The following is a 26,140-nucleotide window of genomic DNA, read 5'->3' as shown; positions in this document are numbered from 1 at the left end:
TATGGGACGCGTGCTTAAACGATCTGAACACCAACGGATTCAGCCGGCGGACTTTAAGCGCTTTTCGGAGCGGCCGGTTAACTATTTTCGCGACATCGTTTGGGAACCGCCCCAGAAGGTGAGACCAGTTCTGCCTCTGGCACAAGCAGGCACTGTTCACGACCGAGGACTTGACCGAAGCAAGATCGCTACGGAATTGGAAGCTGCAAGACAGCAGGGACTTCAAGAGGGAAAGCTCCTCGGTCGTCAAGACGCTCAACAAGAGATGATGTCGGCATTTCAACTTCTTGAGCAGTATGCGCAAACGCTGAACGCAGAGCGTGCCGAGCTGGCCTCCCGATTTGAATCACAGCTCGTTGCTCTCGCAACACAAATGGCCGAGAAGATCCTGTTCAGCGAGCTTTCGATTAAACCGGAGCTACTCTACAATATCGTGCGGGCGGCGCTCAGAGAAATCAGCGCAGCACGGCACGTTACCATTCGAGTAAACCCTTACGACATCTCGCACATTCGCTCGCATCTGGGGTCGCTGAGCGAATCCATGAGCAGTGCGGCAGTGCTGGATGTGCGCCCCGACGACTCCTTGCATCGCGGCGACTGTCTGATCGATAGCGACATCGGATCGCTCGATGCTCGACTTGCGACTCAGTTGAATGCACTTCGCGAGCAGCTCGAAACGGCGATGGAGAAGAGCACGTGAGTAACCTTCTCTCGCAAGCCCAGAGCATTCTGCAGAGCGCAAGTGCGGTACGGGCGGTCGGTCGCGTTAACAGCGTGCGCGGCCTGGTGCTCGAAGCGAAGGGGCCGCGAAGCGCTATTGGTAATCTCTGCAGTATCACGACATCGCAAGGCGAAAAGCTTGCTGAAGTTGTTGGCTTTGACGGTGCGCAGACATTGTTGATGGCACTCGAGGATCTTAATGGTGTATGCCCAGGCGACGAAATCGCAGATCTAGGGCGAACACAGCTTGTGCCTGTAGGATCCCAGATGCTGGGCAGAGTCATTAATAGTCTCGGAGAGCCGCTCGATGGAAAGGGACCTATCAACGCAAAAGCGTATCGATCTCTTCAAGCTGAGTGTCCTAATCCGCTAAGACGCCCGCGGGTAAAAGAGCCGCTCCAAGTTGGAGTACGTGCCATTGACGGCATGCTGACTCTCGGAGTCGGTCAGCGGGTTGGTATTTTCGCAGGCAGCGGTGTCGGCAAGAGCATTCTGCTCGGCATGATGGCTCGTTACACGAGCGCTGACGTGATCGTGGTCGGATTGATAGGGGAGCGTGGCCGAGAGGTGCGGGACTTCCTTGAAGACGCGTTGGGGGAGGAAGGGCTTAAGCGTTCAGTAATCGTTTGCGAGACATCGGATCGGTGGCCGTTGCTGCGAATCAAAGGTGCACTTGCGGCAACCGCGGTGGCAGAGTATTTTCGAGATCAAGGATTGCGCGTTTTGCTGATGATGGACAGCGTCACACGTGTCTGCCACGCTTTGCGGGAAGTAGGTCTTTCGCTAAATGAACCGGTCGCAACACGCGGATATCCGCCATCTGTGTTCGCCACGCTGCCCAAGCTGCTGGAGCGCACCGGTAACTCAGAACAGGGTTCAATTACCGCGATTTACACGGTGCTGGTCGAAGGTGACGACATGCTCGAGCCGGTTGCTGACACGATGAGGAGCATTCTCGATGGACATATCGTGCTGTCAAGACAAATTGCAGCCAGAAATCATTATCCTGCAATAGATGTGCTCAACAGCATTAGCCGTGTGATGCCGAACGTCGTTGACGAAGGGCATCGAAGTGCTGTTGCGCAAATCAAAGAGTGGCTTGCAGCCTATCGTGAAGGCGAGGATCTTATCTCAATCGGGGCGTATGCCCGTGGTTCGATTCCTGCGCTTGACCGCGCACTTGAAAAGCTTCCGGCCATCCAGGCGATGCTTGGACAGAATATGTTGCAGCGCTCATCGCTGGAAGAAGCTCGAGCACAAGTTATCGAATTGGCAACAGAGTGAAGAAGTTCCGGTTTGGCCTTGAGCGTGTGCTGCGAGTTCGCAACATTCAGCAATTGCTCCGGCTGGCGGAGCAGAAACGCGCGGAAAAAGCTTTTGGCGCCCAGCAACAACGATTGGCGATGTTCACTGGAGAACGCGACATTCAATCCGAGGCGATGGTCGATTCTCTGTCGAGACCAAACCGAATAGCAGATCGAATGACGGATTGGCGCTATCTGCAGAGGATAGAACGAATCGTAGGATTTCAATCGTCCGTAGTACGTGAGCATGACCATCATATGAGCGAAGCAAGGCGACGGTTCCTGCTTGCACGCAGAGACCGCCTGGGGCTGGAAAAGCTTGGTGAAAGAAAGCGTGAAGCATGGTTCAAGGAGATTCTCCGCGAAGAGCAATCCTTCTCGGATGACATATCACAGTCACGTCCAAAGAACAAATGATCAAGAAATACCTTCCCACCATCGGACTGTACGTCGGCACATTCTTTGTGCTGAACGTCATTGCGCATTTTGTCTTGCGGTTTATGCAGCCTCGGCCTGCTCCAAGCGAAATCGTCCAGAGTACGACGTCTGCTGACAGTCTTCATACCGAGACAGCAGACTCCCTGTTGAGTGACCTGGATGTGGATCCGCTTAGTGATGTTAGCAGCAGTGCGGGCGTGGAACTTGTTTCAGCGGATACATCCAAGAATTTCGCGAGCACAACAGAGCCGATCAACCCGCCAGCGGAGACCGTTCCGGAGATGCCTCTTGCGGCGCAGCAGGCGGTCGTGCAACCCGACCCGAATGGCGAGGAACGAATGCAACTTGATGCAGGCAGTGTCGTCGAGAATCCCGAGGCGCTGGAATCTGAAGTCCGTTCTGCCGCTGAGCTTGCTAAACTTGCAAAAATGCTTGAGGGAATGAAGCCTGCTGAAGCGGCAGTAATTGCGGAGAGATTGCCAACGGATACTATCGTCCAGCTTGTCATGCGAATGAAAGCACGCAGCGGGGCAAAGATGATGGCATCGCTTCCCGTGCCGGTTGCGGCGTCTGTTGCGGAGAGGATGACTGAACTCTCAGGGGCGAGAAAGTCATCATGAAGATTAAGGCGGATCTGCTCGGCCTCATGAAGAGCAACTTGAAGGAAGGCAAGAATGTACGTACCTTCGCTCCTGCGAAGGACGGCTTCAGCGGCTTTCTTCAGATGCATCGAGTCGGCGAGCAGTCACCCAAGGAAGCTCCACAACGAAGTCAATTGCAAAGCAAGCCGCCGGTTCCAAAACCGGCGGTTTCTACTTTAACACGCCATAGCAGTCAGCAAAGCGAGGCGCAAGACAAGCTAAAGTCCACCTCAACGGCCGCCGATCCACCTTCGCGAGTGCCTGAGCAGAAGCAATCTGAGCGAAAGAAGTCAGGTGATTATGCCGAGAAAGTTACGGCAAATGTAACCCACGTGTTGCCGGCGATCGGCGCAAGCGGCGTATTCACTATCACTGACGCATCTTCCATGCTTCCCTCCGTGAAAGGCATCAACAAACTTGACGTTCCGAGTCTCGGAGCTACACAGGCAGCAATCTTGAGTAGGAAGTCTCCTTCGCTCGATCTTTCGAATGTCAGTTTAGAAGAGAACTCCCTGTCCACTAAGTCAGAGACAGACGCGAAGAGCAAGCAGAGCGGCACTTCGAACTCCATTGGATCCAAACCTGAACCTTTGGCGGGACCCCCGCGCTCGATAGCAGAGCGCCCCGCGAAAACCGTGTCGGTGGTTAGCCGAGGCACGTCGGAGCCACGTTCCACAGGGAAGTCCGACTTCAATGGTGGTCAATCTGTGCCGGCTGCTCAAACAAGCAGTGCACGCCGCCAATCAGAGGCTCATGCGGTGACGATACCGGAGTATGTCGTGGAGGCGAAGTCTCTAAGTTCGGCTCGGCTCCCGCTGCAGGAAGCTCGTGCTGTGACGATACCGGAACATGTCGTGGAGGCGAAGAGACAGGTTTCGGGGCTGCATAGACCGCCAGCCGTTCATGTGTCGAGGGAGAATCCCAACCTGAGCAATACCTTTGTAGCAACCAACATTGCTCGTACTGAAACGAATGCGCCCCGTTCGGTCGAATCAGTAATCCGCGCGACCCGAAACGATCTTGCTCGTGGCTCGGAGCCGGTACCGGTTTCAAGGGGAAACCTAAAGGAAACTCTGAACAAGGAAAACCGTGAACGACAGCATGCAACACGTGTTACCCAGCATATCTTGCCCAGCAAAGTGAGTCCAGAGATTCCTGCTCCCCGGTTGACAGGTCAAGGAGCGAATCTGCAGCAGCGAACTTCGAAGATGGGGCAAGAGAGGACTGCCGAAGTAAGGATTCAGCACGTGAAGAATCACCTTGAAGCCCAAAGCGCGACCCCTGCAGCCAAAAGCTCTACTTTAGAGGCCATGAGCTATCAGACATCTGTTGTGGCAAAACCACGCCGTTTCACAAGCGATGTTTCTGCTGGAAGTCTTACGATGGAAGCTCCTGCTCAGGAAGGAGCAAGAAAACAGGATACTGAGTCCGTATCTGCCTTCAGCAGGTCTGCAGAAGGTGTCTCTGAGTTTACGTCACCGGAAGCGATTCAGATGCACCCGAACCATCCAAAACAGACTGCTCATATCCGATCACAGGACCCGGTATTTGCACCACGTCAACCAGTTCTTCCCGATATTTCTTTGCTCCTCAGGAGTGACGTAAGAAGTGATCTCAAGGCAACCGATCCCAGCCTTGTTAGTCAGAACAGCACGGCGTGGCAGAGTAGGAGTAGGGCGAGCGCAAATGTGGATAGTAATCCCACAGTGCTCTCCCTTGACAAATCAGAGCTACCCACGAAGGGAGTTAGCTCTCTGAGCAGCCACGGCTATTTTCCCGGCAGCGAGCATGAATCGACCCATGGAGAACAATCCAACGCAATGCCTTCAGGAGGGTCATCGTTTCCAACAAACGGTCTGAACGGCGTATCCGCGAAGGCGGCAACTTGGGGTCGATTGGCAAACGAAACGCTGCAGGCGGCTCTGCAGCAGGCGCTTGAACAATCCCGTCGCCGGGTGGTTGAACCTGATGAACTTCACTTGGTCGTCCCGTTTGAAGAGTTTGGCACATTAGATATCGATGTTCTTCGCGAGAATGACCTATACTCAATTCGAATTGCGGCGGATCCGACAGTTGCTGCCGTGATGGAAGAGCAGAGAGGGCAGATTGCCATCTGGTTGAGGGATCAAGGTTATCCTGTTCAACAGATAGAAATTTCAGAACGGGGTTCGAAGCAGTATCATCAACACACTCATTCGAACCGTGCCCCTCAAGACGGGGACCCGTCGCAAAACGGTAGCGTACGGCATCCGGGCGATCCAGAGAGACGGCTTGACCACACGAACCAAGCCGCCTCCGATAGACCAGCGTTCTTCGGACGACGAGTCTGGACGGCATAGGTATGAATTGCCCTCACCAAACTTAAACCGCTCCCAAAAGTATCTCTAAAGCATGTATTGTCATATCTTTGAGGCGACCCTCGAGCTTGGCCTGTGCTTTGCAATAGGTGAGACGAACCATGAGACCTTCAACGAAGAACATGCCGATCTGCACGTGCGGGAATCGGCGATTCAAGACGCTACAAGAGGCGCGATCCCGAACTGGCAAGCGCCAGTTCACAGTCGAGTGCCTCACTTGTGGCCGACCGCAGGAGGTAACGAAAACGAGTTACGCTCTGTGCAAGTACTTGATGACTCACGAAGCCAGCACGGCATTTCTGCAGCTCTTCGAACTGGAGAGATAAATGAACGTCAACGCAACAAACAGCACTTTCAATATCCCAGCTGCCGGCCAGCTTAGTTCCCGACAAGACACTCTCGACCAACTCGACTTTCTCGAGATGCTGATTGCTCAAATGCAGAATCAGGATCCCCTTAGCCCGATGGACAGCCAAGAGTATGCGTCTCAACTGGCGCAGTTCACGTCGGTGCAAGAGCTTGGTGCGATTAAAGCCGCGTTAAACGAGTCAATAGACATGAACCTCTTGATGACTCAGTCCATCAATGGGAATCTCGCGGCAGCGCTCGTTGGCAAGGTTGTACGTGCGCAGAGTGATCGCATTGAATTTGACGGTGCGAGCGGAGCCGATTTGCGATTCAATCTTGGCCAAGCGGCAACGTCAATACAAATCAATGTGACAGACGCAGACGGCAATACGATCCGCACACTCTCCATGTCCGCGCATTCAGCAGGGGACACAGCAATCTACTGGGATGGCCGAGACAACGACGGGAATCTGGTGCCGTCCGGAACCTATTCCTACTCGGTTTCCGCAAAGAACGCCAGTGGAGAAGCGATCAACGCCACAACCTACGTTCAGGGAGTGGTCAGCGCTGTGAACTACGAGGGTGGTCGAGTGAGTTTGACGGTGAACGGCTACCAGTTGTTCTTGGGCGACATCCTCTCAGTGATGGCCGACGTGCCACCTGCGGGAGGCAACTCTGCATTGCAGGGGTGACCAAAGTGAGCGAAATAGAGACACTTCTCAATCGGCTCTCGGCCGTTAATCCAGTTGGTTCTCCAACTTCTGTCCAGAAGCAAGCGCCCGCGTCTCCAAGGCGAGGGCCGGAGTTTGGGAATATATTTGAACAGACACTGCGTGATACACAACCTGTTACTTTCTCCACACATGCCCAGAATCGACTGCTTCATCGGCAAATCAGCTTGAGCGATCCGCAAATGGCGCGGCTTGAGAAAGGCGTCAGCAGCGCAGCAGACAAGGGCGGGGAATCGTCGCTGGTACTGCTCGACAATCTTGCCTTCATCGTTAGTGTGCGTAACCGTACAGTCGTGACGGCATTGGATCAGTCGCAAACGGGATCGCACGTCTTCACACAAATTGACAGCGCAGTTATTGCATAAACCATTCAACGGGCCGGTCCTCTTGCAGGAGGCCCCAAACCGAGCTGAACGACAGAAGCTCGAAGAGGGAAAAACACTATGATGACATCATTATTCAGCGCAGTTTCGGGTCTTTCGACCCACCAGGCAAAAATGGATGTCATTGGCGACAACCTCGCCAATGTCAATACCATCGGCTTCAAACAGAGTCGTGTCTCGTTCGCCACGGGATTTTCGCAACTGTTAAAGCCGGCAGAGGGACCGATTGACACGCGCGGCGGTAGCAACGCAATTGAAGTTGGTCTTGGTACCCGGATCAATTCGATTGACAGGATTTTCTCGCAAGGCAACTTCGAGAACACCGGTAATCGAAATGACCTTGCTATTCAAGGTGACGGTTTCTTTGTGCTTGGGGACGGCCAAAGGCAGTTTTTCAGTCGAGCCGGTAACTTCCAGATCGACGCCGATGGCTCGTTGCTTGCGGCAGGCGGCAGGATGCACGTGCTTGGTAGACTGGCAGATAAGAACGGCACTTTGATTCCTTCTTCGGCCATTGAGCCGCTCACACTTCCGTTCGGCGAAAAGGATCCCGCACGGGCAACGACTGAGATTCGATATTTCTGCAATCTTGATGCTAATTCTTCTACCCGCCAAACCTACGCTGCGTCATTTGCCTTTGCCGCTGATGGTGTCCCGGCGACTCGGGCTACCGAGCTTAATAGTCTTGATCAGGCGACCGCGCCGATGGACGACGGTGATATCATCCGGCTCACTGCGACCCGCCGTGACGGAACGGCCGTGAATCTCGAGTTCGTTTACGGCGAAGGCAATAACGGCACGTCTCTCGGTGATTTGTTGGATCACTTCAACTCCGCACTCGGTTTTGATAGCGAGGGTGAAGGCGGCTCACAATTGACAATCGACGCAGCCGGGAAGATGGTTCTAAAGGATAATTTGGCCGGCACAAGCGGAACGACAATATCTATGTCCTTTGAAGACATAAACGGTTCATCAGCTTCCTCGATGCTCCTGCCGACGTTTGTGAACACGCAATCCGGTATGACCGGCACTCACTCCGTTTCCATTTATGTGTACGACAGCCGTGGTGAGCGACACAAAGTTGAAGTGAACTTCACTCAAGATACGTCGGAATCCAATACTTGGAATTGGGAAGCCGTCGTCGATGATGGAGGAATCAACGACATCAATGACCGGTTGATGGGTAACACCGGAACGGTTCGATTTAACAGCGACGGATCCCTGTTGAGCTTTGATGGCGGCCCGCTTACCTTTACGCCCGCGCAAGCGCAGTCTCTGGTCGTCAATCTCAACGCCGGTACCGTCGGGACTTTTGATGGAATTACGCAGTTCTCTGCACCCACAACAACCATAGCGATCCACCAGGACGGACACGCGATGGGTGTTTTGTCCGACTTCACGGTTGACAACGAAGGCAAGATAATCGGCAGTTACTCGAACGGAATCTCGCGTACCCTGGGACAGATTGCCTTGGCGCGCTTCGCGAACCCTTCCGGATTAACACTGTCAGGTGAAAACATATACAGTGCGACGGTGAATTCAGGTGATCCATTGATCGGTGTTGACAACGGAAACGTCAACCAGATCTATGCAGGTTACCTGGAACTCAGCACGGTGGACATGGCTGAGCAGTTTACGGAGATGATCATCGCTCAGCGTGGATTCCAAGCGGCGTCTCGTGTCATTACAGTAGCTGACCAGCTCCTGAATGAAGTGACGCAGCTCAAGCGGTAAGTTAGCATGAGTGTGGCGCGTCCTTAGCTGGGCGCGCCACACCAAGCGACCTGCTTAAGCTCCTGCTTTCCGCCTTCCTCACGGTTCGACCACCGCCGCCATCGTACGTACTGACCATTTGGTCGCAATTTTGTTTTACACTCCTCTGGACAACGATGGCAGAAAAGAAAACTGAAAAACAGGTAAAGCCTGACGCTCAGGTGCAGCAACCTGAATCGGGCAGAAAGCTGCCGCTTAAACGGATACTCATCATATCGGGCATCCTTCTAGCACAGGCTGCGGCAGCCTTTCTCATACAAAAATCCATTTTCTTCCCTGACAACTCTGCGCAGGCAAGATCTACGGTAAATAGCTCGACATCAGTTGAGGCCACCGAATCCGCGCATCACAAAGACGGCGAATCCAGCTCAAAAAGCGAGGCAGTCTCAGCAACAGGAGTTGCCCTCCTCGATGAGATCATTGTCAATCCTGCAGGAACTGGTGGCCGACGTTTCCTTTCGACCATAGTCGGTCTGACACTCTCCAATCCTAAGTCTGAAGCAGAGATTGCATCGAAGATGCCACTTCTGCGCGACGCAACCATTTCCTTGCTGGGGTCTAAGACCCTCGATCAGCTCGCCAGTCTGAGTTATCGAGATACACTTCGTCAGGAGCTTCAGGTTTCAGTCAACTCGCTTCTAACGGAAGCGCCAGTTAAAGGGATCATATTCTCAACTTATGTCCTGCAATAGCGACTCATGAGCAAGATACTCACACAAGAAGAGATTGACGCGCTGCTGAGAAACGTCTCCAGCGGGCAGGGTGTTCAAGTTTCAAAAGGAGCGGGTGAGCGTCCAGTTCACCTTTACGACTTCAAACATCCGGATCGAATCTCCAAGGATCAACTGCGCGCATTGCGCACCATCCACGATGCCTTCTCCCGTACATTCGGTACATATCTTTCGGGAACCCTTAGGACTCTCGTGGATATCAACCTGCTTTCAATCGATCAAGCAGCCTATTCCGAGTACATGCTTTCATTGTCAGTTCCATCCTGTCTTTACATCGTGTCGTCGCACCAGCTGAAGGGATCGCTGATTCTTGAGATCTCGCCTCAATTCTCGCTGATGGTGGTTGATCGGCTCTTAGGCGGCATGGGGACAAGACAAGACGGACTTCGCGAATTGACGCTCATTGAGCAAACGATTCTTCGTCGGGTTGTAGACTCCGGACTCTCCGCACTTGCCGATGCATGGCGGACAGTCACGCCGCTTTCGCTTTATGTGGAGTCATATGAATCGAATCCTCAGTTTGTTCAGATTGCACCTGCTTCGGAATCAGCTGTAGTTATCTCGTGTGAAATCGTTGTGCGCGATTACACTTATCCTCTGAATATCTGTTTCCCTTACTTCGTGCTTGAGCCTACCATGAGTAATCTATCCATCGGGTGGACAAATCTAAGTTCCCGCAGCATTAATCCGGAGGAACGCAACGAGCTTCTTGAGCGCATTCGCCTAAGCAAGTTGCCTGTTCGGGCACAGTTGGGGTCGACAAAGCTAAGCATGCGGGAATATCTCTCTCTCAACACGGGCGACGTTATTCTCCTTGAACAGCGCACGGATGATCCAGTTAAAGTATGGGTCGACAAACGAGTCAAGTTCTGGGCGGAGCCTGGAAATTCAAAACATCAGCAAGCTATTCGAATCACCAGAGTAATCTCCAATCAGGAGGAGATCGTCCATGAGTGAAGCATATCGTGTTCTCGTCGCCGATGACTCACGAATCAGAGCAGAGCGCCTATTCACCGAGCAATTTGAAAAATCAATCCAATCTTTCCTTGAACGCGAAGTCCGCGTTGAGATGGTCGGGCCATTTGCTTTCGACTACAAGGAAGTAAAGGCTGCGCTCTCTGGTGAAGTTGTGATGTGCACGGTTGTGACGGTCGACCTGTCAGCGGCCAAGACCATATTTCTGATGAAAAAGGATGAGGCGGCACTGCTTGCGGATCTACTAAACATGGGGGACGGTTCTGCACGCTTTGCTGCCGAAGAACATCTTGAGCCGATCAGGGATCTGTGCCGTGAAGTGACTGGGATCTACTATAGCGAGGTCGCAAAGGCGGGCGGTCCGCATCTTGTGACAGAGGATGCAAAGGCGGTTGTAATCGATACCTCTCCCCAGGACTTTATCGGTTCATGGTCGGTAACAGAGCTGACTGTTATGCTCGACCAGCCAATCACGATTGTTAAGATAACGTCGAACGAGCTGATTGATGTGCTCTTTCCTCAACCACCTGCGGTGAAAAGGCAAGCGGTTCAGTCGGATGGAAGTGATGCCTTTGATCCTGCCTTGAAAAGAGAAATGGGACTCGTCATGGATATCGAGTTGCCTATCTCGATTGAGCTCGGACGGACACATATGCTTATTCGAGATATCGTGAAACTGTCTCCTGGCTCTGTTGTTGAGTTAGACAAACTGTCAGGTGAACCGGTAGATTTGTTCGTTAATGGCAAGAGATTCGCGCGTGGTGAAGTTGTGGTGATTGAGGAGAACTTTGCAGTGCGAATCACCGAGCTCATCAATCCGGAAGAGCGGTTGAACGCGAGCAAGAACTGATTATGGGTGTCGACTTGATAAAGACGTTTGCGTCCTTGGCAGTCGTTCTTGGACTCATTTTTCTGCTTTCTTGGGCATTCAAGAAGTACCTTCCTTCAGGTCACTTAAATCAAAAGGAACATGACGGGTGGCGGCTGCTTGGAACCAAATCTATTGGACCCGGAAGGCAGGTTGTAGTTCTTGAAGTCGGAAGCAAGCTGCTTTTGATTGGTGTGACAGATAAATCACTGTGCCCTCTCATGGAAATAGACAGTGAAGCGGACAAAAGCAGCATTATTAGTGCTTTGAGCGGAAAGGCCACGACTTCATTCTCTGACATTCTCAAACGGAGCACAGCAAAGTGAGACGAGTGCTTCTCCTCGCAGGAGTGCTGTTTGCCCCCGTAGTTTTCGGGCAGGCATTGCCGACTGTTTCACTTGAGTTTGGAAGCAATCCGGACCCTGCGAGAACCGTGACAACGCTGCAGATTGTCGGATTGATGACGTTGATTGCTCTCGCGCCAGCACTCGTCCTGATGATGACGAGCTTCACCCGTATTATTGTGGTGTTCCACTTTCTTCGGCAAGCCATGGGTGCGGCGCAAGTGCCACCTGCTCAACTAATGGCAGGACTCGCCTTGATTTTGACCTACTACGTGATGAGTCCGGCAATAAACCAGGCAAATACAAACGCGCTTCAACCTTTTCTGCGAGGCGAGATTGAGCAAAGTGTTGCGTGGCAGAATGCAGCAGAGCCATTCAAGGAGTTTATGCTAAGGCAAGTCAGAGAGAAGGATCTTGCTTTGTTTTCGAAAATGGCTAGTGATTCCGCGCCGGCAAATGTCTCGGAGATCGGGCTTTCGGTTCTTCTGCCAGCTTACGTCGTCAGTGAGCTGCGCATTGCATTCCAGATCGGCTTCGTGATATACTTACCTTTCCTTATCATTGACATGGTCGTTTCATCTGTCCTTTTGGCTATGGGAATGATGATGCTGCCGCCCGTGACTGTAAGTCTCCCGTTCAAGATTCTTCTGTTTGTTATGGTAGACGGATGGTACTTACTGGTGCAATCGCTAGTTGAGAGTTTTCATTGAGGAATTCATGACACAAGAATTAGCTGCATATCTCACCAGCCATGCGCTGACTACCGCGCTGGTGGTTAGTGCGCCGATGTTGCTTGCCGGAATGATTGTGGGCGTGGTCGTTTCGATATTTCAGGCTGTTACGCAAATCAATGAAATGACGTTGGCCTTTGTGCCCAAAATCGTAGTCACGGCCTTGGCGCTTCTTGTGTTCATGCAATGGATGGCCGCGAAGTTGGTGGATTTTATGACCTACGTGTTTGCGCTTATCCCGACTATCGCAAAATGAAAACGAGAGAGGATATCCTTAAAACTCTTCGGGACATTCGCTCACTCCCGACGCTTCCCGACAGCGCGACGAGAGTTCTTGCGCTTGCTGACGATCCCGATTCGTCCCATCGCTCCTTGGCGGATGCTGTTGATAGCGACCCCTCCATTGCTACACGACTTCTGAAGCTGGTGAATTCACCTTACTTTGGAATACGCGGTACGGTAACTAGCATTCAGCAGGCTTTGGTCTTTCTGGGAGTTTCCAACTTAAGGAACCTTGTGCTTTCGAGCAGCGCGATGGATCTCTTCAGCAAGGATGGCGAAGTCGGCTCGTTCTCGCGAAAGGACCTTTGGTTGCATTCCCTCGCTACGGCAATCGCGGCACGAGAGCTGGCGAAAGCAACGCGAGCCGCAGATCCTGAAGTCGCTTTCACAGCTGGCCTGATTCACGATGTCGGCAAAGTTGTCATTGACCGCTACTTCCACGATGACTTCAAGCGGATTATTGCTCTCATGGATACGTATCATGTACCGATGCTGGATGCGGAAGCGGCTGTCATTGGCATAGACCATAGCGAGGTCGGTCGCTTCTTGACGGAGCGCTGGTCGCTGCCGAAAGTATTGCAGGATTCAGTGGGATGTCATCATGAGCCGCGACGGGCTACAAGTGACTCGAAACTTGCTGCCCTAATTGGGTATGCGGATCATGTCGCACGAAAACTACGGCTCGGTCAGGGTGGAGGCGAGGATCCCGTGCTAAACGATGATTACTCCGCAATTGTTCACTTGTCTAGCGAGGACATAGACAACTTCTGCCTGAAAACAGAAGACCGCATAATTGAGCAAATTGAAGCGTTTATAGATCTTGCTTCCTGATGGTACTCCCGTTCAACATTGATTCTGTCGAGCAGTTTGTGCTTGTCTTCATTCGGATCAGTGCGGCACTTGCAGTGCTGCCGGTGTTCAGACATCGGGCGGTACCCGGCACAGTAAAGGCTTGTCTTGCAGTCGCGATTGCGCTACTGATTGTGCCAACAACAGAAACGGTCAAGCTACCCGGAAGTTCGACTATCTGGGACTTTGCTTACATGGGTCTCACGGAGACCCTCTGCGGCCTCTTAATGGGATTTGCCGGTCAGTTCGTCTTTTATGCCATAGAGATCTGCGGGCGAATCATCGGTCTGCAATCTGGGCTTTCGATAGTCGCCACGATCGACCCCAACAGCGAAACGCAAAGCGACGTACTCACACAAGTCTACGAAATGCTGGCAATTTTGATCTTTCTGTCGCTCGACGGGCACTTAATGATGCTTGAAGCAGTGCGTGCAAGCTTTGAGGCAATTGCAATTGGTGGATTAAGCGTGGACAGTAAACTCGCCGAATGGTCCATCGCTAAGTCTGGAGTCATTCTATTCCACGGCGTACAGCTTGCCGCACCAATGATGGTTACGCTGTTCTTGAGCGATGTTGCTCTGGGAATTCTGACACGCGTTGCACCAACAATGAATGTCTTTGTCCTTGGCTTTCCGCTCAAAGTAGGACTGACATTGTTCTTCGCGGGATTAACGACAAGCACAGTGGCCGCAATCTTCAGTCAGCAGTACAGTGACTTCAGCAGCGAGATCCCGGGCTTTCTGCGTCTCCTTACGAACTAGCTTCAAATGTTTGATCGCGATTCCCGCACAGAAAAGCCTACACCTCGGCGCAGAACCCAAGCGCGGGAAAAGGGCTCCGTTGCAAGATCACAGGATCTCAATTCAGCGGTTGTGCTACTCGGTGCCGCTATCACGCTTACATGGCTTGGTTCAAGTATGGTCAGCGGTCTTGGAGGAATTCTCAAGGATCTGCTTAAGCGATCAGGGCGACTCGATCTCGGCATAAAGGAGATACAAGATTTGGCCGCGCTTGAACTTGTTGAAGTTGCTGAAGTCGTGTTGCCATTTCTCGTAACACTCATGCTTGTCGGCTTTCTTGTAAACGTGCTGCAAGTTGGCTTTCAGCTGTCTTGGAAGGCTGCGGCTCCCAACTGGTCGCGCCTGAATCCTATGTCCGGGTTTAAGCGCTTCTTTTCAACTCGTGCCGTGGTCGAATTGTGCAAGAGCTTGCTGAAACTTGGTCTGGTCGGCCTTGTACTTTTCTTTACCTTACAAGCAGCTTCTCTCGAGTCATCTTGGCTCTTCTTCATGCCAAAGGAACAGATGATTCCGGAAATGGGGCGAAAACTCGACGATCTTTTCCGTGTTGCAGCATTCGTCCTTTTGGCTATCGGTATCATCGATTATCTGTACCAACGGTATGATCATGAGCGTTCTCTAAAGATGACAAAAGAGGAAGTTAAAGAGGAGGCAAAGCAGCAAGAGGGAGATCCTAAAGTCAAGAGCAAGATTCGTGAGATTATGATACGATCAACCTTGAGAAGAATGATGAAAAGCGTGCCGGAGGCGGACGTCATCATTACGAACCCGACCCATATCGCTGTGGCATTAAAGTATGACAGACATAAGAGTTCGGCTCCAGTCGTCGTCGCGAAGGGGGCGAGGAAAGTTGCAGAACGGATCAAAGAAGTCGCAGCAGAGCATGGAGTACCGATAGTTGAGAATAAGCCTCTCGCACGGACACTTTTCAAGAGTGTAGATGTCGGAATGGAGATACCTGTTGAACTCTATAAGGCGGTCGCAGAGATCCTTGCCTACGTTTACAGGATTAAACGCAGATTTGTCGGAGTTGCATAGCCTGAAATGAACAATGCACTGACAGCAAAGGGCGTTCAGCGTCAAAATCACAGCGCGCTTGGCAACCTACTCAGGCAGAGTGACATCATTATGGCGCTCTGCCTCGTAGCGATTGTCGTTGTGATGATTATCCCCATTCCGACTTTCGTGCTGGATATCGCGCTGGCATGCTCTATCGCGATCTCACTGGCGATTCTGCTGACTGCCCTTTACGTTGAAGAGCCTCTGCAGTTCTCGGTGTTTCCGGGCCTGCTGTTGGTTGTAACATTGTTTCGTCTCGCTCTGAACGTCGCCAGCACACGGCTCATTCTTGGGCAGGCAGACGCGGGTTCAATCATAACGGCCTTTGGCGGTTTTGTCGTCAAAGGAAATTACTTTGTTGGATTGGTCATCTTCATTGTTCTTGTTGTAATCAATCTTATCGTGATTACAAAGGGGTCCGGCCGCATTGCTGAGGTTGCGGCAAGATTTACATTGGATGCCATGCCCGGTAAGCAGATGGCAATCGATGCGGATCTGAACCAAGGCATGATTGATGAAACAGAGGCGCGCAGGCGTCGAGAAAAGATTTCGCGGGAAGCTGACTTCTATGGGGCGATGGACGGTGCTTCGAAATTCGTGCGAGGGGATGCCATCGCAGGGTTGATGATCACCGGCATCAATATTATCGGTGGGTTTGCTGTTGGCGTTGTCCAGCAAGGTATGACATGGCGCGAGTCGGCAGCTACGTTTACTATTCTCACGGTTGGTGACGGTTTGGTTTCGCAGATTCCGGCGCTGCTGATCTCCGTTGCTGCGGGTATCGTCGTTGCGCGGGCGGCGTCAGAGAGCAATCTTGGCGCAGACATCACCAGTCAGCTACTTGGACATCCGCGTGCAATCTATATCGCTTCCGGTGTCCTTGCGCTGTTCGCCTTCACGCCGGGGCTGCCGACGTTACCTTTCCTGGTTCTGGCCGGATCGACGTTCGCTCTCGCGCGAGTAAGTGCTGCCCGAAAGGCAGAGTTAGTTGTGAAGAAGGAGTCGGAGAAGCCCGCTCAGCAAAAGCCACAGGATCGTCTTGAAGACTATGTATTGGTGGACCCGCTCGAAGTTCAAATTGGTTACGGTTTGATTCCGCTTGTTGAAGGTGGACCGGGCGGCGACTTGCTCGACCGCATTACAGTCTTGCGTAAACAAATGGCAGCTGATACCGGTTTTGTTATTCCGCCGGTTCGGATCAGAGACAATACGCAGCTGGCACCGAATATTTACATCATTCGAATTCGAGGCAGCGAAGCTGGACGAGGAGAGATCCGCCCCGGTATGCTAATGGCTCTGGCCGGTGGGGAGGGAGGATTGAAAGTAGAGGGAATCCCGACAAAGGACCCGAGCTTTGGTCTTCCCGCAATCTGGATATCTCGGGAGCAAAAAGAACTTGCGCAATCACGCGGCTATACCGTAGTGGAACCCGCAGCAGTCGTATCGACACATCTGTTGGAAGTGCTGAAACGTGAGAGCTACCGCCTGATGACTCGCGAGCTTGTACAGGAGTTGCTCGAGGCTGTTAAGAGAACTCACAAAGCCGTAATCGAGGAACTAACACCAAGCCAATTAGGTGTTGGACAGATTCAGAAGGTTCTGCAGAATCTACTGAGAGAGGGGTTGCCAATTCGAGATATGGCGACGATTCTTGAGACTCTTGCAGACTATGCCCCGATGACAAAGGACCCGGAATATTTGACCGAAGCAGTGCGAGCATCATTGTCCAAGGCGATAGCAGAGAAATACGAGGATGAGCCCGGCAAATTGTCGGCGATGTCATTGGAGCCAAAAGTAGAGCAAATGATCACTGAGGGCTTACGCTCCGCTGCCAAGGAAGGAACTGAGTTTGCCCTGCCATCCGCAGTTTCGAATCGCCTCATTGCATCAATGAAACAGATTGCCCAGGGTATGTTGAATCGTGGGTACCAACCTATTCTCGTGACCATGCCGGGAACTCGTGCGTTCCTGAAGCGCATGCTGGAGATAGAACTTCCAAACCTGATTGTGCTCTCGACCGCTGAGTTGCCTCCTTCGACGAGCGTTCAGCCGATGGGCACAGTCAAGATCGAAGGATAACAAAATGAATACACGCACATACTCAGGTCGTACGTTTGCTGAAGCACTTGCCAAGGTAAAGGCAGAGTTAGGCGACAATGCCGTAATTCTCAAAAGCGAGAAAAAGTCCACATCCAGTTCGTTCGGACTCGGCGGCAGGGAATTCTATGAAGTAACGGTTACAGATAGCAGGGAACTTCAAGTTAATGTTGAAAGTGGCACCGAATTTGCCAGCGAATTGAATGTGAAACTTCAAGAAGCCACACCTGAACGACGGGCGCCGAGCCAGGCCTACGAAATCGCACTACTTCGGTCTGAGGTCGCAGCATTGCGCGATCAACTTGCAGACATCGTCAAGTATTTTAAGTATAGCAATTTGCCGTCTATGCCCATGCAGCTCTCACGATTACTATCGCGAATGACAGAAGCGGGCTTTGAAAGGGAGCTGGCAACTGACCTGACTACTGAAGCGCTCGTGCAACTTGGCCCTATTCAGCTTGAATCACCGGAACAGATTTCCAGATTCGTGATCAGCAAAGTGGCACAAATGGCTCCGCCCGCAGCAAATCGTCCCATATCCCGAAAGGACGGTCCCTTCAAAATTGCTTTGGTCGGCGCGCCCGGTGCGGGAAAGACCTCGACCCTGCAGAAACTTGCCACAGATGCCAAAGGGTACGGAAAGCTTAAGCTGGGACTGATATCGCTCGACACTCATCGTCTTGCGGCAGTTGAACAACTGCGCACCTTCGCACGGGTTTCAGGGTTGCCGTTGGAAATTGTCTATCAAGCCAAAGACGTCGTTGCAGCGCTTCACAAACTTTCTGCGTGTCAGGTTGTGCTCATCGATACTGCCGGTTGCGCTCCTGGTGAGGACCAAAAACTGCTTGATCAGCTGGCGATGTTGCAGGTGCTGGAACCTGATGAGATGCATTTGCTCCTAAACTCGACAACTCGAGTCGCAGAGCAATCAGCAGTCGCCCGCCGTTTTCGCGATTATGGAATTACTCATTTAAGCTTTTCGCGTTTGGATGAGAGTGAACAGCCCGGCGCATTGGTCACTATTTCGCGACTGACGGGCAAACCCGTAGCCTGGCTGGCGAGCGGGCAGGACTTTCTCAATCGCCTGGAGCGATATCGTCCGGATTGGCTGGAATTGAAAGTGTTTGGTGCTGATTCAGTGGCAGAATCAGTTTTGCTTCGCAACAAGTCAACAGCGGTAGGACTGTAAGTTATGCCAAAGAAACAACACTCCGCCCTGCATGATCTACTTGTCTCTTTGCGTCGAGTGCTTGTGCTGCTGGTTACCGCCTTTGCAATCGCAATGGAATGGCCCATTCATGTTATCGCCGCACGTGTTATCATACTCTGGGCAACGCTGGTCGTTGTGACTCACGCAGCCGAGATTCTCTTTCAGTATCTGACCCAACGCGCGCTTGAGCGGCAGAACGAGATGATTTCCCAGACTTCAAGTGGAGCGGTCAGCTCCTAGCCTTGCCCATGAAGGCGGTCAATACAGCGGCTAAAGGGTGGGAGGCATATGTACTCACACAAAGTCCCGAACTGCGCGAGCAGTTGTTGCTCGAGTATCTGCCAATGGTTCGCCGCCTCGCCTCGCGTCTACTGGGAACACTGCCCCGCAGTGTTCGACTTGATGATCTGGTCTCTGCCGGCGTGATGGGTCTGCTTGCGTCTATTGATAACTTTGATCCATCCCTTGGAATCAAGTTCGAAACCTACGCGATGACGAGAATACGTGGGTCAATGGTTGATAGTCTGAGAGAGCTGGATTGGATCCCTCGCTCTATTCGTCAAAAGGCTCGGAAGCTCGAGCGCGCTATCGATGCACTAACTCAACGCCTTGGTCGAGCGCCTGAGGATGCAGAACTTGCGGCCTTTCTCGGCCTGCCGCTGGAGGAATATCGCTCATTGCTGAATGACGCAAACGTTGCGATACTGCTCTCCCTTGACGACACCCTGCGCGGGCAGGATGGTAGTGAATCACCACTTGCAGATTCAACCCCAGATCCAAACACGCGGGCGCATGATGAGAAATTGGAAGAAGAGGAAGTTCGCGATCTGCTGGTCGATGGCCTCCGTGAATTGCCGGAGCAAGAGCGTTTGGTGGTTGCACTATATTACTATGAAGAGCTGACACTTAAGGAGATCGGAGAAGTTCTCGGCCTGACCGAGTCCAGAGCATCGCAAATACATGCAAAGGCTCTGCTCCTGCTCAGGACGCGCGTTCGTGCGCGCTTGCACAGTTAAGGAGCTTTCACTGACGGACGGAGAACATCTATGTTTCGACCGATCAACAGTGATGACTATACCCGTTTCAGACCACCTGCGGAGCAGGTTCGTCAGGTTGATCCAAGCCATCCTGGTCAGAAGCGTGACTTTGCCTATGAAATTGAGCAGATCAATCGAGACAAACATCAGGAACGTGAGCAGCAAGGGCAGCCGTTTGGTGAGGACACCTTTGAGCACAGCGATGAAAAGTCCGAGAATGAAACGCAGACTGATGCGGCGAACAAGCTTCAGCAATCAAATAATAAACACCTTGATGGGCACATTGACGTCGAAATATAGTTTGCTCGCACCATTGCTGTTTTCCTTGCTTGCTTGTGCGGGCTTGGGAGAGGGGGCAACCCTTTCCGGCGTACGGTTCGGGTCGCACCAAGGGTTTGATCGGATGGTCTGTGAGCTTTCGGAGCAGGTAAACTACTCAGTGTCGCAAAAGAGCGCCGATCACATCGAAGTGCGTCTGCATAGCGTGGATGTAGATGACAGGTTCTTTCTTCCGAAACTTCCGCCTCAGATTAGGCTGATTTCGTCCGTCGAGGCATTTCGCGAGGGCGAGCAGGACATCATACTCGAAATTCGTGGCAATGTGCCTGTTGAAGCACGGCCTATCGAGTTGCAAGGTGAGCATTGGCGGCTTGCGTTTGACATTTCTGCTGTTCAATCTGAGAGTCAAGTCTCCCCTTCGCAGGTTAAGTCACCGGCAACTGAGACACCAAGTACGCAGACTCCTGCAAAGCCACCGAAAAAGAACGAATACGTTCCTGGTGACAAGCCGATGGAGACGCGCTACGCTGACCAGGGACAGGTTGACTCTACTCTTAAGCAACCGAAGAAGAGTAGTGCAGAATCTTCTGATTCAAAGTCTGGACTCTCGGGGCAAGGCGTGGACTCGAGCCAACTGAAGTCTTTGACTGATATTGCTGGAAATTCTATTGAGTCTCTGGATACCGCTAAGGTATTCGAGGTTTTAGCAGAGTTCTTTTATCTTGCGGGCGATCGGCAAACGGCGCGCGAGTTTGCACAACTCTATGTGGACCGCCTTAGACGGAGTGATGCGAGGTCTGATGTTGGACAAGCGCCAAGCCAACAGGCTTTGCCGATCTGGCTGATTTCTCTTATCGCTTTTGTCGCGGGTTTGGCCGGAGGAGTGCTTGGAAATCGCCTGCGGCTAATGAAGCTTCCTTATAACCCGAAGCATCGGCCCGAAGAAGCAGTTGATCCCGCGAGTGAACTCGCAGAAGACATTGATGCACTTGAGAGAGCAGTCGCTAGTGAGCATCCACTCGAATCCACCAAGCCAAGTGTCGCTGAAGGGTTGAGGCAAGGTGCCAATCAGGAAGTTGCTGAAGAGCTGCAACCTGCAAGCGTTGAAGCTGCAATGAAAGAGTCACTCATGGATCGGCGTGTAAAGCGGGTGCTCGAACTATCAGGTCAAAACAAGTCGCTGGCCGAAATTGCACAGGAACTTGACATGGGCCAGGACGAAGTAAAACTAATTATTGATTTGAATTCATAGGTCCCGATTGATGCCTCACTCTCTTCCTCTCCGCGTTGGCGAAATCTTGACAGCCAAGGTTCGCCGCAAACTTACCACGAACCGAGTTATGATCGATCTCAAGGGCCGGATGATGGTCGCTAATCCCGAGCAGCCTGTCTCAGTCGGAGACCACATATCCGTCCAAGTCCTTGCAATCGCTCCCCGCATTCGCCTACGCCTCCTTCCACCTCCGCCTTACCCTCCGACTGGCCCAGTACCCCTCGATTTGCGAACCTAAAAAGTTATTGTCCGAGGATATCCGGCAGGATCTGCCCAAGCCGCATGCTATTTATCTGATTTCGTCGAAATCGCACCTCTTAAGATTCTTAATATTAACATCTTAGGTCTCTTGCCCTTTCGAATGAAGTTGCTATAGCGTGTGGCACCATCCTTGCAGAGATTCTGCAACGGAGGAATCACGCCGCTATGATCAAAGGCATTCATACTTCAGGTTCGGCAATGCGTGCAGGAATCGTTCGCCAGGACATTACTGCGAACAACTTGGCAAACACGGGTACCGCTGGCTTTAAACGCGACCGTTTCCTGCTCGAAGAGCAAGTGGATGGCAGTAAGACGTCTGCCACGAAGCCACTGACAGATTCGCTTGCCGCTTCGCGCTATGTGAGCTACGTGGCCGGCCCGCTCGAACCTACCAAAGCACCCCTTGACTTCGCCCTGCAAGGCAACGGGTTTTTCGTTGTCGCAGATGATTCCGGAACCTTCTACACTCGGAATGGCCGATTTGACCGGAACTCGGAGGGAACGGTCGTGGACGCACAGGGGCGCAGACTGCAAGGACAGGGTGGCGACATTACCCTGCCTCCCGGTACAGTTACCTTGAGCGATGACGGAAGCGTTTCCGTCGATGGCACAGTCGTAGACAAACTCCGAATCGTGGAATTCTCGGCGCCGCACCAGCTCGAAAAGTCAGGCGAATCCCTGTTCTCGGATCCGAGAGCCGCGGCAGGTGAAACCGAAATTGCTCGCCCTCATGTCTCGCAGGGTTTCTTGGAGCAGTCAAATGTCGATGCCGTGCGTGAAATGGTCGAGATGATCGCAACGGCACGTCACTACGAAGCAAGTTCGCGCCTGATGATGGCGCAGGACCAATCTCTCAATCATGTCGTAAACGACATTGGCAGAGTCTAACCTGAAAGACAATCATGATTAAAGCACTATTTACCGCCGCTTCAGGGATGCATGCCCAACAGGCGAATCTCGACAATACGGCAAACAATATTTCCAATGCGAACACGACTGCCTACAAGCGGACACGAGTGGAATTCCAGGACTTGATCTACGAGAATATACGGGTTCCTTCGCCAACGGACCAGGGAACTACTCTTCCTGTCCCGCTGCAAATCGGCGGTGGCACACGTGTTGTCGCAAGTGTCAAGAACTTTGAGGTGGGATCGCCGCAGGAAACTGGGAATCCACTCGATCTCATGATCCGCGGTGATGGTTTTTTTCAACTGCTGATGCCTGACGGAACGATCGGTTACACGCGCGATGGCGCTTGGAAAATCACGTCCGAGGGTGAACTCGTAAACGCTCAAGGTCTCCCTATGGAACCGCCGATTTCGATTCCCTCGGACGCAACATCAGTGCTTATCTCTCCGGAGGGTCGGGTCTCTGTTATGACACAAGGAAACGTCGAACCGTCTGAAATCGGTCAAATCGAGCTTGCCCGCTTCATTAATCCTGCAGGACTATTGAACGACGGCGGGAACATCTACACGCAATCAGTTTCGTCCGGAGATCCTTTGACCTCGACTCCCGGAACTGATGGCACGGGAATTCTCGAACAAGGCTACCTGGAGGCCTCGAACGTCGCCATTGTAAACGAAATGATAAATCTCATAACCGCCCAGCGCAGCTATGAACTGAATTCACGAGCCGTTCGAACAGCCGACGAGATGATTAATATTGCCACCCAGCTAAAGCGGTAATGAAACTCGCACTTCCATTGGTCACATTGCTGTTTTCCGTAGGCACACAGGCTAATGACTTCGCTGTCTTGAGAGAAGCCATTGCCCAGACTTGGCAGCCGGACGGTGTGCATGTGATTTGGGAGCCGCTGTTTGGCGACCCTGCCATCATGGACAATTGGTCAGACGTTCGAGTAGAAAGTGAAATGCCGGAATGTGCGCTCGGCTTGCTTACCATTACATTCTCGGGCAAGAAGCCGGATGGAACAAGTGTGCGAGCGACATTCAAAGGGCGAGCGCGCATCTTCGGAGAGTGCTGGACTGTCGCGTCACGGATCAAAAGCGGGACTTCGATCAGAGAAGAAGATCTCGTTCGCCTCACTGCCGAATTGACTAATCTGCGAACGACTGCACTTCGCGATCTCACTTCCATTGTTGACAAGCTCGCCGTCCGCACACTCGTTCCGAGTCGACCTATACTAAGGTCTGATGTTCGCGAAGCTCCAATCATCCGCTCAGGCGAACCTGTGTCGGTAGTATATTCGCGGGGCCACATTAGCGTCATACTGGATGGAATTGCCATGATGGATGGCGGCGTTGGAGAGCAAATTCCAGTTCGCGTGCCGGAGATTCATAAGAACCGCCTGAAAGGAGTCATTCAAGATGACCACACGCTGCGTTGGGTTCCTTAGTCTGCTTCTCCTGCCGATCTGTGCAATGGCAGGCAGACAAGGCAATGGACTCGCACCTTCGCTATACAGCGATTGCATCGCTCGCAATGTTGGCGACCAACTCACAATTCTGATCATCGAAAGCGCTTCCGCAAGTGCCTCGGCAAGGACGAATACAAAAGGTGAGTATGACGCGGAAGTATCGGCGGGGGGGACTGGCGCACTTGACTTTATACCGCTGCTATCGGGAAGCGGTTCTACCAAGAGCGAGCACAAGGGGACAGGAACAACGACTCGGCAGGGCACGTTGCGGGCGAGTATGGTCGCCAGAGTGGTCGAAGTGTTGCCGAACGGTGACTTGCGTGTGGAAGGACAGAAGTCCGTAATTATTAATGGTGAAAAGCAACTTACAATTCTATCGGGAACCGTGCGTCAGGTTGACATAACGCCGCAGAACACGATTACCTCAGATCTGATCGGCGATGCCGAAATCAGCTACAAAGGAAAAGGTGTGCTCGCAAACACGGAGCGTCCCGGTTTCTTTGCCCGCATCTTTGACTGGATCTTCTAATGCGCATCGTTATTGCTTTACTACTTTTGTCTAATGTCTCCATGTGCGGAGTCCGTATTGGAGACATGACCAACTACCCAAATACGACGCCTGTAACTCTGACCGGCTATGGCTTAGTTGTTGGCCTTGCGGGCACGGGAGACGGCAGCAAATCTACCTTCACGCCGCAAACCTTTGCCAACATGTTGAAGCAGTTTGGCATTGAAGTCTCTGCCGGCGACCTGAAACTGAAAAACGTCGCGGCAGTAATGGTCACGTGCGAACTTCCCGCAGGTGCCAAGCGCGGAGCGAGGTTGGATGCGCTTGTGTCTTCGCTTGGCGATGCAACCAGCTTACAAGGTGGAACGCTCTTGCGGACTGTGCTGAGCGACCCTTGGGGTGTGCCGACTGCGGAAGTTCAAGGTCCAGTGTCTATCGGTGGATTCAACTTCGAATCGAGCGGCAGTAGAGTCTCACGTAATCACTCTGTCGCAGGAAGAATTCCTGCCGGAACGGTCCTCTTCGCAGATGGTCCCGAACTTCCGGCTCCTGCCGACACCTTCATCCTCGTGCTTGAACAGCCCGACCTTCGAACTGCTGTCTCGATTACAAGATCAATTAATCAATCATTCACGGGCTCCGCGCGAATTCAGGACCCCGCAACCGTCGTAATCAACATTCCAGCGCAATACCAGACGCAGAGCGATCGACTGGAGTTTCAGTCCGTCATCGAAGACCTCGAGATAGATCCTGCGGGCACTGATCGAATTGTCATAAATGAACGAACGGGGACCATAGTCGTTGGCACAGAGGTCAGTCTGCTTCCAACCGCAGTCGCACACGGAAATCTGACTGTTGAGATCAGTAAGCAACCTGTCATCAGTCAGCCTAATCCCTTTGGAGAAGGTCAAACGATCGTTGAGAGTCTGACACACATAACTGTTGACAATGCTGGAGTCGGTCTAAAGGAGATCGACGGTGCAGCTTCTGCCGGCGATGTTGCCCGAATGTTAAACTCCTTAGGAGTTTCTCCGCGGGACATGATTGCTATTTTCCAAGGTCTTAAGGCCGCAGGTGCATTGCGCGCAGAACTTGTGATTATCTAATGGAAATTACGCCTCATACTCCTCGCGTCAGTAACCCAATCGTCGAGGAGAAGCAAAAGGCTCTTGTTAATCTCAAGCAGGCTGTTGAGGGCTTTGAAACGCTTTTCGCTCATGAACTACTGGAGTCGATGCAGAAGGACCTTGAAGGTAGCTCGCTATTTGGCGGCGGAGTTGAAGGAAACACCATTGGTGCGATGGCCCAATGGGAGTTGGCAGGAAAGCTCGCGGAAGGATTTGACCTTGGACTGGAAAGACATCTTAAGGCACAGCTTGAGTCGCGAAAGGAGAACACATGAGCCCCGAAGCACACGAATTTGTTCGCGATCTTGGGTGCCTGAAAATCCATATTCAGCATCTGGAAACGCGTCTGCGGAAAAATGACCTTTCTGGAATCGAAACCGAGGCAGGGGAAGTGGAGTCTACTCTCATTCAACTTCTTCGAGCGCAACGCGCCTTGCCGAGAAATGAGCAGCAGCAAATGCGCGGGCGCTTTGTAACTCTGCGTCAAGATGCGCTCCGTGTGCTCGAGATTTCAAGACGGATTCTGGATGAGAGCTTGCGCGCAACAGTAGAGCTGCTCGATATCATCGAGGCTTCGAATGACTATGAGGGTCGCAAAAGTGGGCGGTCAATCATGATTGATCGAAAGGCCTAA

General features: G+C 52.4%; 30 protein-coding genes. All 30 read left to right on the top strand.

Annotated elements, in window-relative coordinates; genetic code table 11:
- The first annotated feature begins 1 nt into the window (after window position 1).
- The 30 genes from KJZ99_03760 (at window position 2) to KJZ99_03615 (ending at window position 26,140) form a co-directional block, all read left to right on the top strand.
- The gene (locus KJZ99_03760) at window positions 2–700 is read left to right on the top strand and encodes a hypothetical protein (protein MCL4305003.1); all 699 of its coding nucleotides are present in this window, start codon (window positions 2–4) and stop codon (window positions 698–700) included.
- Window positions 697–2,004 carry a FliI/YscN family ATPase gene (locus KJZ99_03755; protein ID MCL4305002.1) on the top strand — a complete coding sequence of 436 codons (1,308 nt, stop codon included), beginning with the start codon at window positions 697–699 and terminating at the stop codon, window positions 2,002–2,004. Before KJZ99_03760 ends, KJZ99_03755 begins: the two co-directional genes overlap by 4 nt.
- Window positions 2,001–2,441, top strand: coding sequence for a flagellar FliJ family protein (locus KJZ99_03750; protein ID MCL4305001.1), 441 nt, complete (start codon window positions 2,001–2,003; stop codon window positions 2,439–2,441). The genes KJZ99_03755 and KJZ99_03750 overlap by 4 nt, the downstream gene beginning before the upstream one ends.
- Complete coding sequence (locus KJZ99_03745; protein ID MCL4305000.1) at window positions 2,438–3,082, top strand: hypothetical protein; 645 nt, start codon at window positions 2,438–2,440, stop codon at window positions 3,080–3,082. Before KJZ99_03750 ends, KJZ99_03745 begins: the two co-directional genes overlap by 4 nt.
- Window positions 3,079–5,442, top strand: coding sequence for a hypothetical protein (locus KJZ99_03740; GenBank protein MCL4304999.1), 2,364 nt, complete (start codon window positions 3,079–3,081; stop codon window positions 5,440–5,442). Before KJZ99_03745 ends, KJZ99_03740 begins: the two co-directional genes overlap by 4 nt.
- A gap of 344 nt (window positions 5,443–5,786) precedes the next feature.
- Window positions 5,787–6,500 (top strand): hypothetical protein, encoded by a 714-nt coding sequence (locus tag KJZ99_03735; GenBank protein MCL4304998.1) that lies wholly within the window; start codon window positions 5,787–5,789, stop codon window positions 6,498–6,500.
- Between the two features lie 5 nt (window positions 6,501–6,505).
- Window positions 6,506–6,904: a hypothetical protein gene (locus tag KJZ99_03730; GenBank protein MCL4304997.1), complete on the top strand. Its 399-nt coding sequence runs from the start codon at window positions 6,506–6,508 to the stop codon at window positions 6,902–6,904.
- Between the two features lie 78 nt (window positions 6,905–6,982).
- On the top strand, window positions 6,983–8,656 hold the full coding sequence (locus KJZ99_03725; GenBank protein ID MCL4304996.1) for a flagellar hook protein FlgE: 1,674 nt from the start codon (window positions 6,983–6,985) through the stop codon (window positions 8,654–8,656).
- Window positions 8,657–8,811: 155 nt separating this feature from the next.
- Window positions 8,812–9,387 carry a flagellar basal body-associated FliL family protein gene (locus KJZ99_03720; GenBank protein ID MCL4304995.1) on the top strand — a complete coding sequence of 192 codons (576 nt, stop codon included), beginning with the start codon at window positions 8,812–8,814 and terminating at the stop codon, window positions 9,385–9,387.
- Window positions 9,388–9,393: 6 nt separating this feature from the next.
- Window positions 9,394–10,383: a flagellar motor switch protein FliM gene (gene fliM, locus KJZ99_03715; GenBank protein ID MCL4304994.1), complete on the top strand. Its 990-nt coding sequence runs from the start codon at window positions 9,394–9,396 to the stop codon at window positions 10,381–10,383.
- Window positions 10,376–11,251 (top strand): flagellar motor switch protein FliN, encoded by an 876-nt coding sequence (gene fliN, locus KJZ99_03710; protein ID MCL4304993.1) that lies wholly within the window; start codon window positions 10,376–10,378, stop codon window positions 11,249–11,251. The genes fliM and fliN overlap by 8 nt, the downstream gene beginning before the upstream one ends.
- A 35-nt stretch (window positions 11,252–11,286) precedes the next feature.
- Entirely contained in the window at window positions 11,287–11,595 is a 309-nt protein-coding gene (locus KJZ99_03705; GenBank protein ID MCL4304992.1) for a flagellar biosynthetic protein FliO, read from the top strand.
- Window positions 11,592–12,323 carry a flagellar type III secretion system pore protein FliP gene (fliP, locus tag KJZ99_03700; GenBank protein ID MCL4304991.1) on the top strand — a complete coding sequence of 244 codons (732 nt, stop codon included), beginning with the start codon at window positions 11,592–11,594 and terminating at the stop codon, window positions 12,321–12,323. Before KJZ99_03705 ends, fliP begins: the two co-directional genes overlap by 4 nt.
- Before the next feature lie 7 nt (window positions 12,324–12,330).
- Window positions 12,331–12,600 carry a flagellar biosynthesis protein FliQ gene (gene fliQ / locus KJZ99_03695; protein MCL4304990.1) on the top strand — a complete coding sequence of 90 codons (270 nt, stop codon included), beginning with the start codon at window positions 12,331–12,333 and terminating at the stop codon, window positions 12,598–12,600.
- Window positions 12,597–13,457, top strand: a complete 861-nt coding sequence (locus KJZ99_03690; GenBank protein MCL4304989.1) for an HDOD domain-containing protein — start codon at window positions 12,597–12,599, stop codon at window positions 13,455–13,457. Before fliQ ends, KJZ99_03690 begins: the two co-directional genes overlap by 4 nt.
- Window positions 13,457–14,236, top strand: coding sequence for a flagellar biosynthetic protein FliR (fliR, locus tag KJZ99_03685; protein ID MCL4304988.1), 780 nt, complete (start codon window positions 13,457–13,459; stop codon window positions 14,234–14,236). The genes KJZ99_03690 and fliR overlap by 1 nt, the downstream gene beginning before the upstream one ends.
- 6 nt (window positions 14,237–14,242) lie before the next feature.
- Window positions 14,243–15,313, top strand: a complete 1,071-nt coding sequence (gene flhB / locus KJZ99_03680; protein MCL4304987.1) for a flagellar biosynthesis protein FlhB — start codon at window positions 14,243–14,245, stop codon at window positions 15,311–15,313.
- A gap of 6 nt (window positions 15,314–15,319) precedes the next feature.
- A complete protein-coding gene (gene flhA / locus KJZ99_03675; GenBank protein MCL4304986.1) occupies window positions 15,320–17,413 on the top strand; it encodes a flagellar biosynthesis protein FlhA in 2,094 nt (697 codons plus the stop codon).
- 4 nt (window positions 17,414–17,417) lie between these two features.
- Window positions 17,418–18,620 (top strand): hypothetical protein, encoded by a 1,203-nt coding sequence (locus KJZ99_03670; protein ID MCL4304985.1) that lies wholly within the window; start codon window positions 17,418–17,420, stop codon window positions 18,618–18,620.
- 3 nt (window positions 18,621–18,623) lie between these two features.
- Window positions 18,624–18,881: a hypothetical protein gene (locus tag KJZ99_03665; protein MCL4304984.1), complete on the top strand. Its 258-nt coding sequence runs from the start codon at window positions 18,624–18,626 to the stop codon at window positions 18,879–18,881.
- 8 nt (window positions 18,882–18,889) lie between these two features.
- Window positions 18,890–19,657, top strand: a complete 768-nt coding sequence (locus KJZ99_03660; GenBank protein ID MCL4304983.1) for a FliA/WhiG family RNA polymerase sigma factor — start codon at window positions 18,890–18,892, stop codon at window positions 19,655–19,657.
- A 30-nt stretch (window positions 19,658–19,687) separates the two neighbouring features.
- On the top strand, window positions 19,688–19,978 hold the full coding sequence (locus tag KJZ99_03655) for a hypothetical protein (GenBank protein MCL4304982.1): 291 nt from the start codon (window positions 19,688–19,690) through the stop codon (window positions 19,976–19,978).
- 139 nt (window positions 19,979–20,117) lie between these two features.
- The gene (locus KJZ99_03650; protein ID MCL4304981.1) at window positions 20,118–21,209 is read left to right on the top strand and encodes a hypothetical protein; all 1,092 of its coding nucleotides are present in this window, start codon (window positions 20,118–20,120) and stop codon (window positions 21,207–21,209) included.
- Window positions 21,210–21,656: 447 nt separating this feature from the next.
- A complete protein-coding gene (gene flgF, locus KJZ99_03645; GenBank protein ID MCL4304980.1) occupies window positions 21,657–22,379 on the top strand; it encodes a flagellar basal-body rod protein FlgF in 723 nt (240 codons plus the stop codon).
- A 14-nt stretch (window positions 22,380–22,393) separates the two neighbouring features.
- Window positions 22,394–23,179 (top strand): flagellar basal-body rod protein FlgG, encoded by a 786-nt coding sequence (gene flgG, locus KJZ99_03640; GenBank protein ID MCL4304979.1) that lies wholly within the window; start codon window positions 22,394–22,396, stop codon window positions 23,177–23,179.
- The gene (flgA, locus tag KJZ99_03635; protein MCL4304978.1) at window positions 23,179–23,850 is read left to right on the top strand and encodes a flagellar basal body P-ring formation protein FlgA; all 672 of its coding nucleotides are present in this window, start codon (window positions 23,179–23,181) and stop codon (window positions 23,848–23,850) included. Before flgG ends, flgA begins: the two co-directional genes overlap by 1 nt.
- On the top strand, window positions 23,822–24,400 hold the full coding sequence (locus KJZ99_03630; GenBank protein ID MCL4304977.1) for a flagellar basal body L-ring protein FlgH: 579 nt from the start codon (window positions 23,822–23,824) through the stop codon (window positions 24,398–24,400). The genes flgA and KJZ99_03630 overlap by 29 nt, the downstream gene beginning before the upstream one ends.
- Window positions 24,400–25,485 (top strand): flagellar basal body P-ring protein FlgI, encoded by a 1,086-nt coding sequence (locus tag KJZ99_03625; GenBank protein MCL4304976.1) that lies wholly within the window; start codon window positions 24,400–24,402, stop codon window positions 25,483–25,485. Before KJZ99_03630 ends, KJZ99_03625 begins: the two co-directional genes overlap by 1 nt.
- Window positions 25,485–25,781, top strand: coding sequence for a hypothetical protein (locus tag KJZ99_03620; protein ID MCL4304975.1), 297 nt, complete (start codon window positions 25,485–25,487; stop codon window positions 25,779–25,781). The genes KJZ99_03625 and KJZ99_03620 overlap by 1 nt, the downstream gene beginning before the upstream one ends.
- Window positions 25,778–26,140: a hypothetical protein gene (locus tag KJZ99_03615; protein MCL4304974.1), complete on the top strand. Its 363-nt coding sequence runs from the start codon at window positions 25,778–25,780 to the stop codon at window positions 26,138–26,140. Before KJZ99_03620 ends, KJZ99_03615 begins: the two co-directional genes overlap by 4 nt.

This window comes from bacterium (assembly GCA_023382385.1).
In the GTDB taxonomy this organism is placed as follows: Bacteria; Electryoneota; RPQS01; order RPQS01; family RPQS01; genus JABWCQ01.
Note: the sequence above shows the minus strand (reverse complement) of the source record. Positions and strands in the feature narration are given on the sequence as shown.

Coding starts and splice junctions, on each gene's coding strand:
- KJZ99_03760 (MCL4305003.1), top strand. CDS start 2: ATGGGACGCGTGCTTAAACGATCTGAACACCAACGGATTCAGCCGGCG.
- KJZ99_03745 (MCL4305000.1), top strand. CDS start 2,438: ATGATCAAGAAATACCTTCCCACCATCGGACTGTACGTCGGCACATTC.
- KJZ99_03740 (MCL4304999.1), top strand. CDS start 3,079: ATGAAGATTAAGGCGGATCTGCTCGGCCTCATGAAGAGCAACTTGAAG.
- KJZ99_03735 (MCL4304998.1), top strand. CDS start 5,787: ATGAACGTCAACGCAACAAACAGCACTTTCAATATCCCAGCTGCCGGC.
- KJZ99_03725 (MCL4304996.1), top strand. CDS start 6,983: ATGATGACATCATTATTCAGCGCAGTTTCGGGTCTTTCGACCCACCAG.
- KJZ99_03720 (MCL4304995.1), top strand. CDS start 8,812: ATGGCAGAAAAGAAAACTGAAAAACAGGTAAAGCCTGACGCTCAGGTG.
- fliM (MCL4304994.1), top strand. CDS start 9,394: ATGAGCAAGATACTCACACAAGAAGAGATTGACGCGCTGCTGAGAAAC.
- fliN (MCL4304993.1), top strand. CDS start 10,376: ATGAGTGAAGCATATCGTGTTCTCGTCGCCGATGACTCACGAATCAGA.
- fliQ (MCL4304990.1), top strand. CDS start 12,331: ATGACACAAGAATTAGCTGCATATCTCACCAGCCATGCGCTGACTACC.
- KJZ99_03690 (MCL4304989.1), top strand. CDS start 12,597: ATGAAAACGAGAGAGGATATCCTTAAAACTCTTCGGGACATTCGCTCA.
- fliR (MCL4304988.1), top strand. CDS start 13,457: ATGGTACTCCCGTTCAACATTGATTCTGTCGAGCAGTTTGTGCTTGTC.
- flhB (MCL4304987.1), top strand. CDS start 14,243: ATGTTTGATCGCGATTCCCGCACAGAAAAGCCTACACCTCGGCGCAGA.
- flhA (MCL4304986.1), top strand. CDS start 15,320: ATGAACAATGCACTGACAGCAAAGGGCGTTCAGCGTCAAAATCACAGC.
- KJZ99_03670 (MCL4304985.1), top strand. CDS start 17,418: ATGAATACACGCACATACTCAGGTCGTACGTTTGCTGAAGCACTTGCC.
- KJZ99_03665 (MCL4304984.1), top strand. CDS start 18,624: ATGCCAAAGAAACAACACTCCGCCCTGCATGATCTACTTGTCTCTTTG.
- KJZ99_03660 (MCL4304983.1), top strand. CDS start 18,890: ATGAAGGCGGTCAATACAGCGGCTAAAGGGTGGGAGGCATATGTACTC.
- KJZ99_03655 (MCL4304982.1), top strand. CDS start 19,688: ATGTTTCGACCGATCAACAGTGATGACTATACCCGTTTCAGACCACCT.
- flgF (MCL4304980.1), top strand. CDS start 21,657: ATGATCAAAGGCATTCATACTTCAGGTTCGGCAATGCGTGCAGGAATC.
- flgG (MCL4304979.1), top strand. CDS start 22,394: ATGATTAAAGCACTATTTACCGCCGCTTCAGGGATGCATGCCCAACAG.
- flgA (MCL4304978.1), top strand. CDS start 23,179: ATGAAACTCGCACTTCCATTGGTCACATTGCTGTTTTCCGTAGGCACA.
- KJZ99_03630 (MCL4304977.1), top strand. CDS start 23,822: ATGACCACACGCTGCGTTGGGTTCCTTAGTCTGCTTCTCCTGCCGATC.
- KJZ99_03625 (MCL4304976.1), top strand. CDS start 24,400: ATGCGCATCGTTATTGCTTTACTACTTTTGTCTAATGTCTCCATGTGC.
- KJZ99_03620 (MCL4304975.1), top strand. CDS start 25,485: ATGGAAATTACGCCTCATACTCCTCGCGTCAGTAACCCAATCGTCGAG.
- KJZ99_03615 (MCL4304974.1), top strand. CDS start 25,778: ATGAGCCCCGAAGCACACGAATTTGTTCGCGATCTTGGGTGCCTGAAA.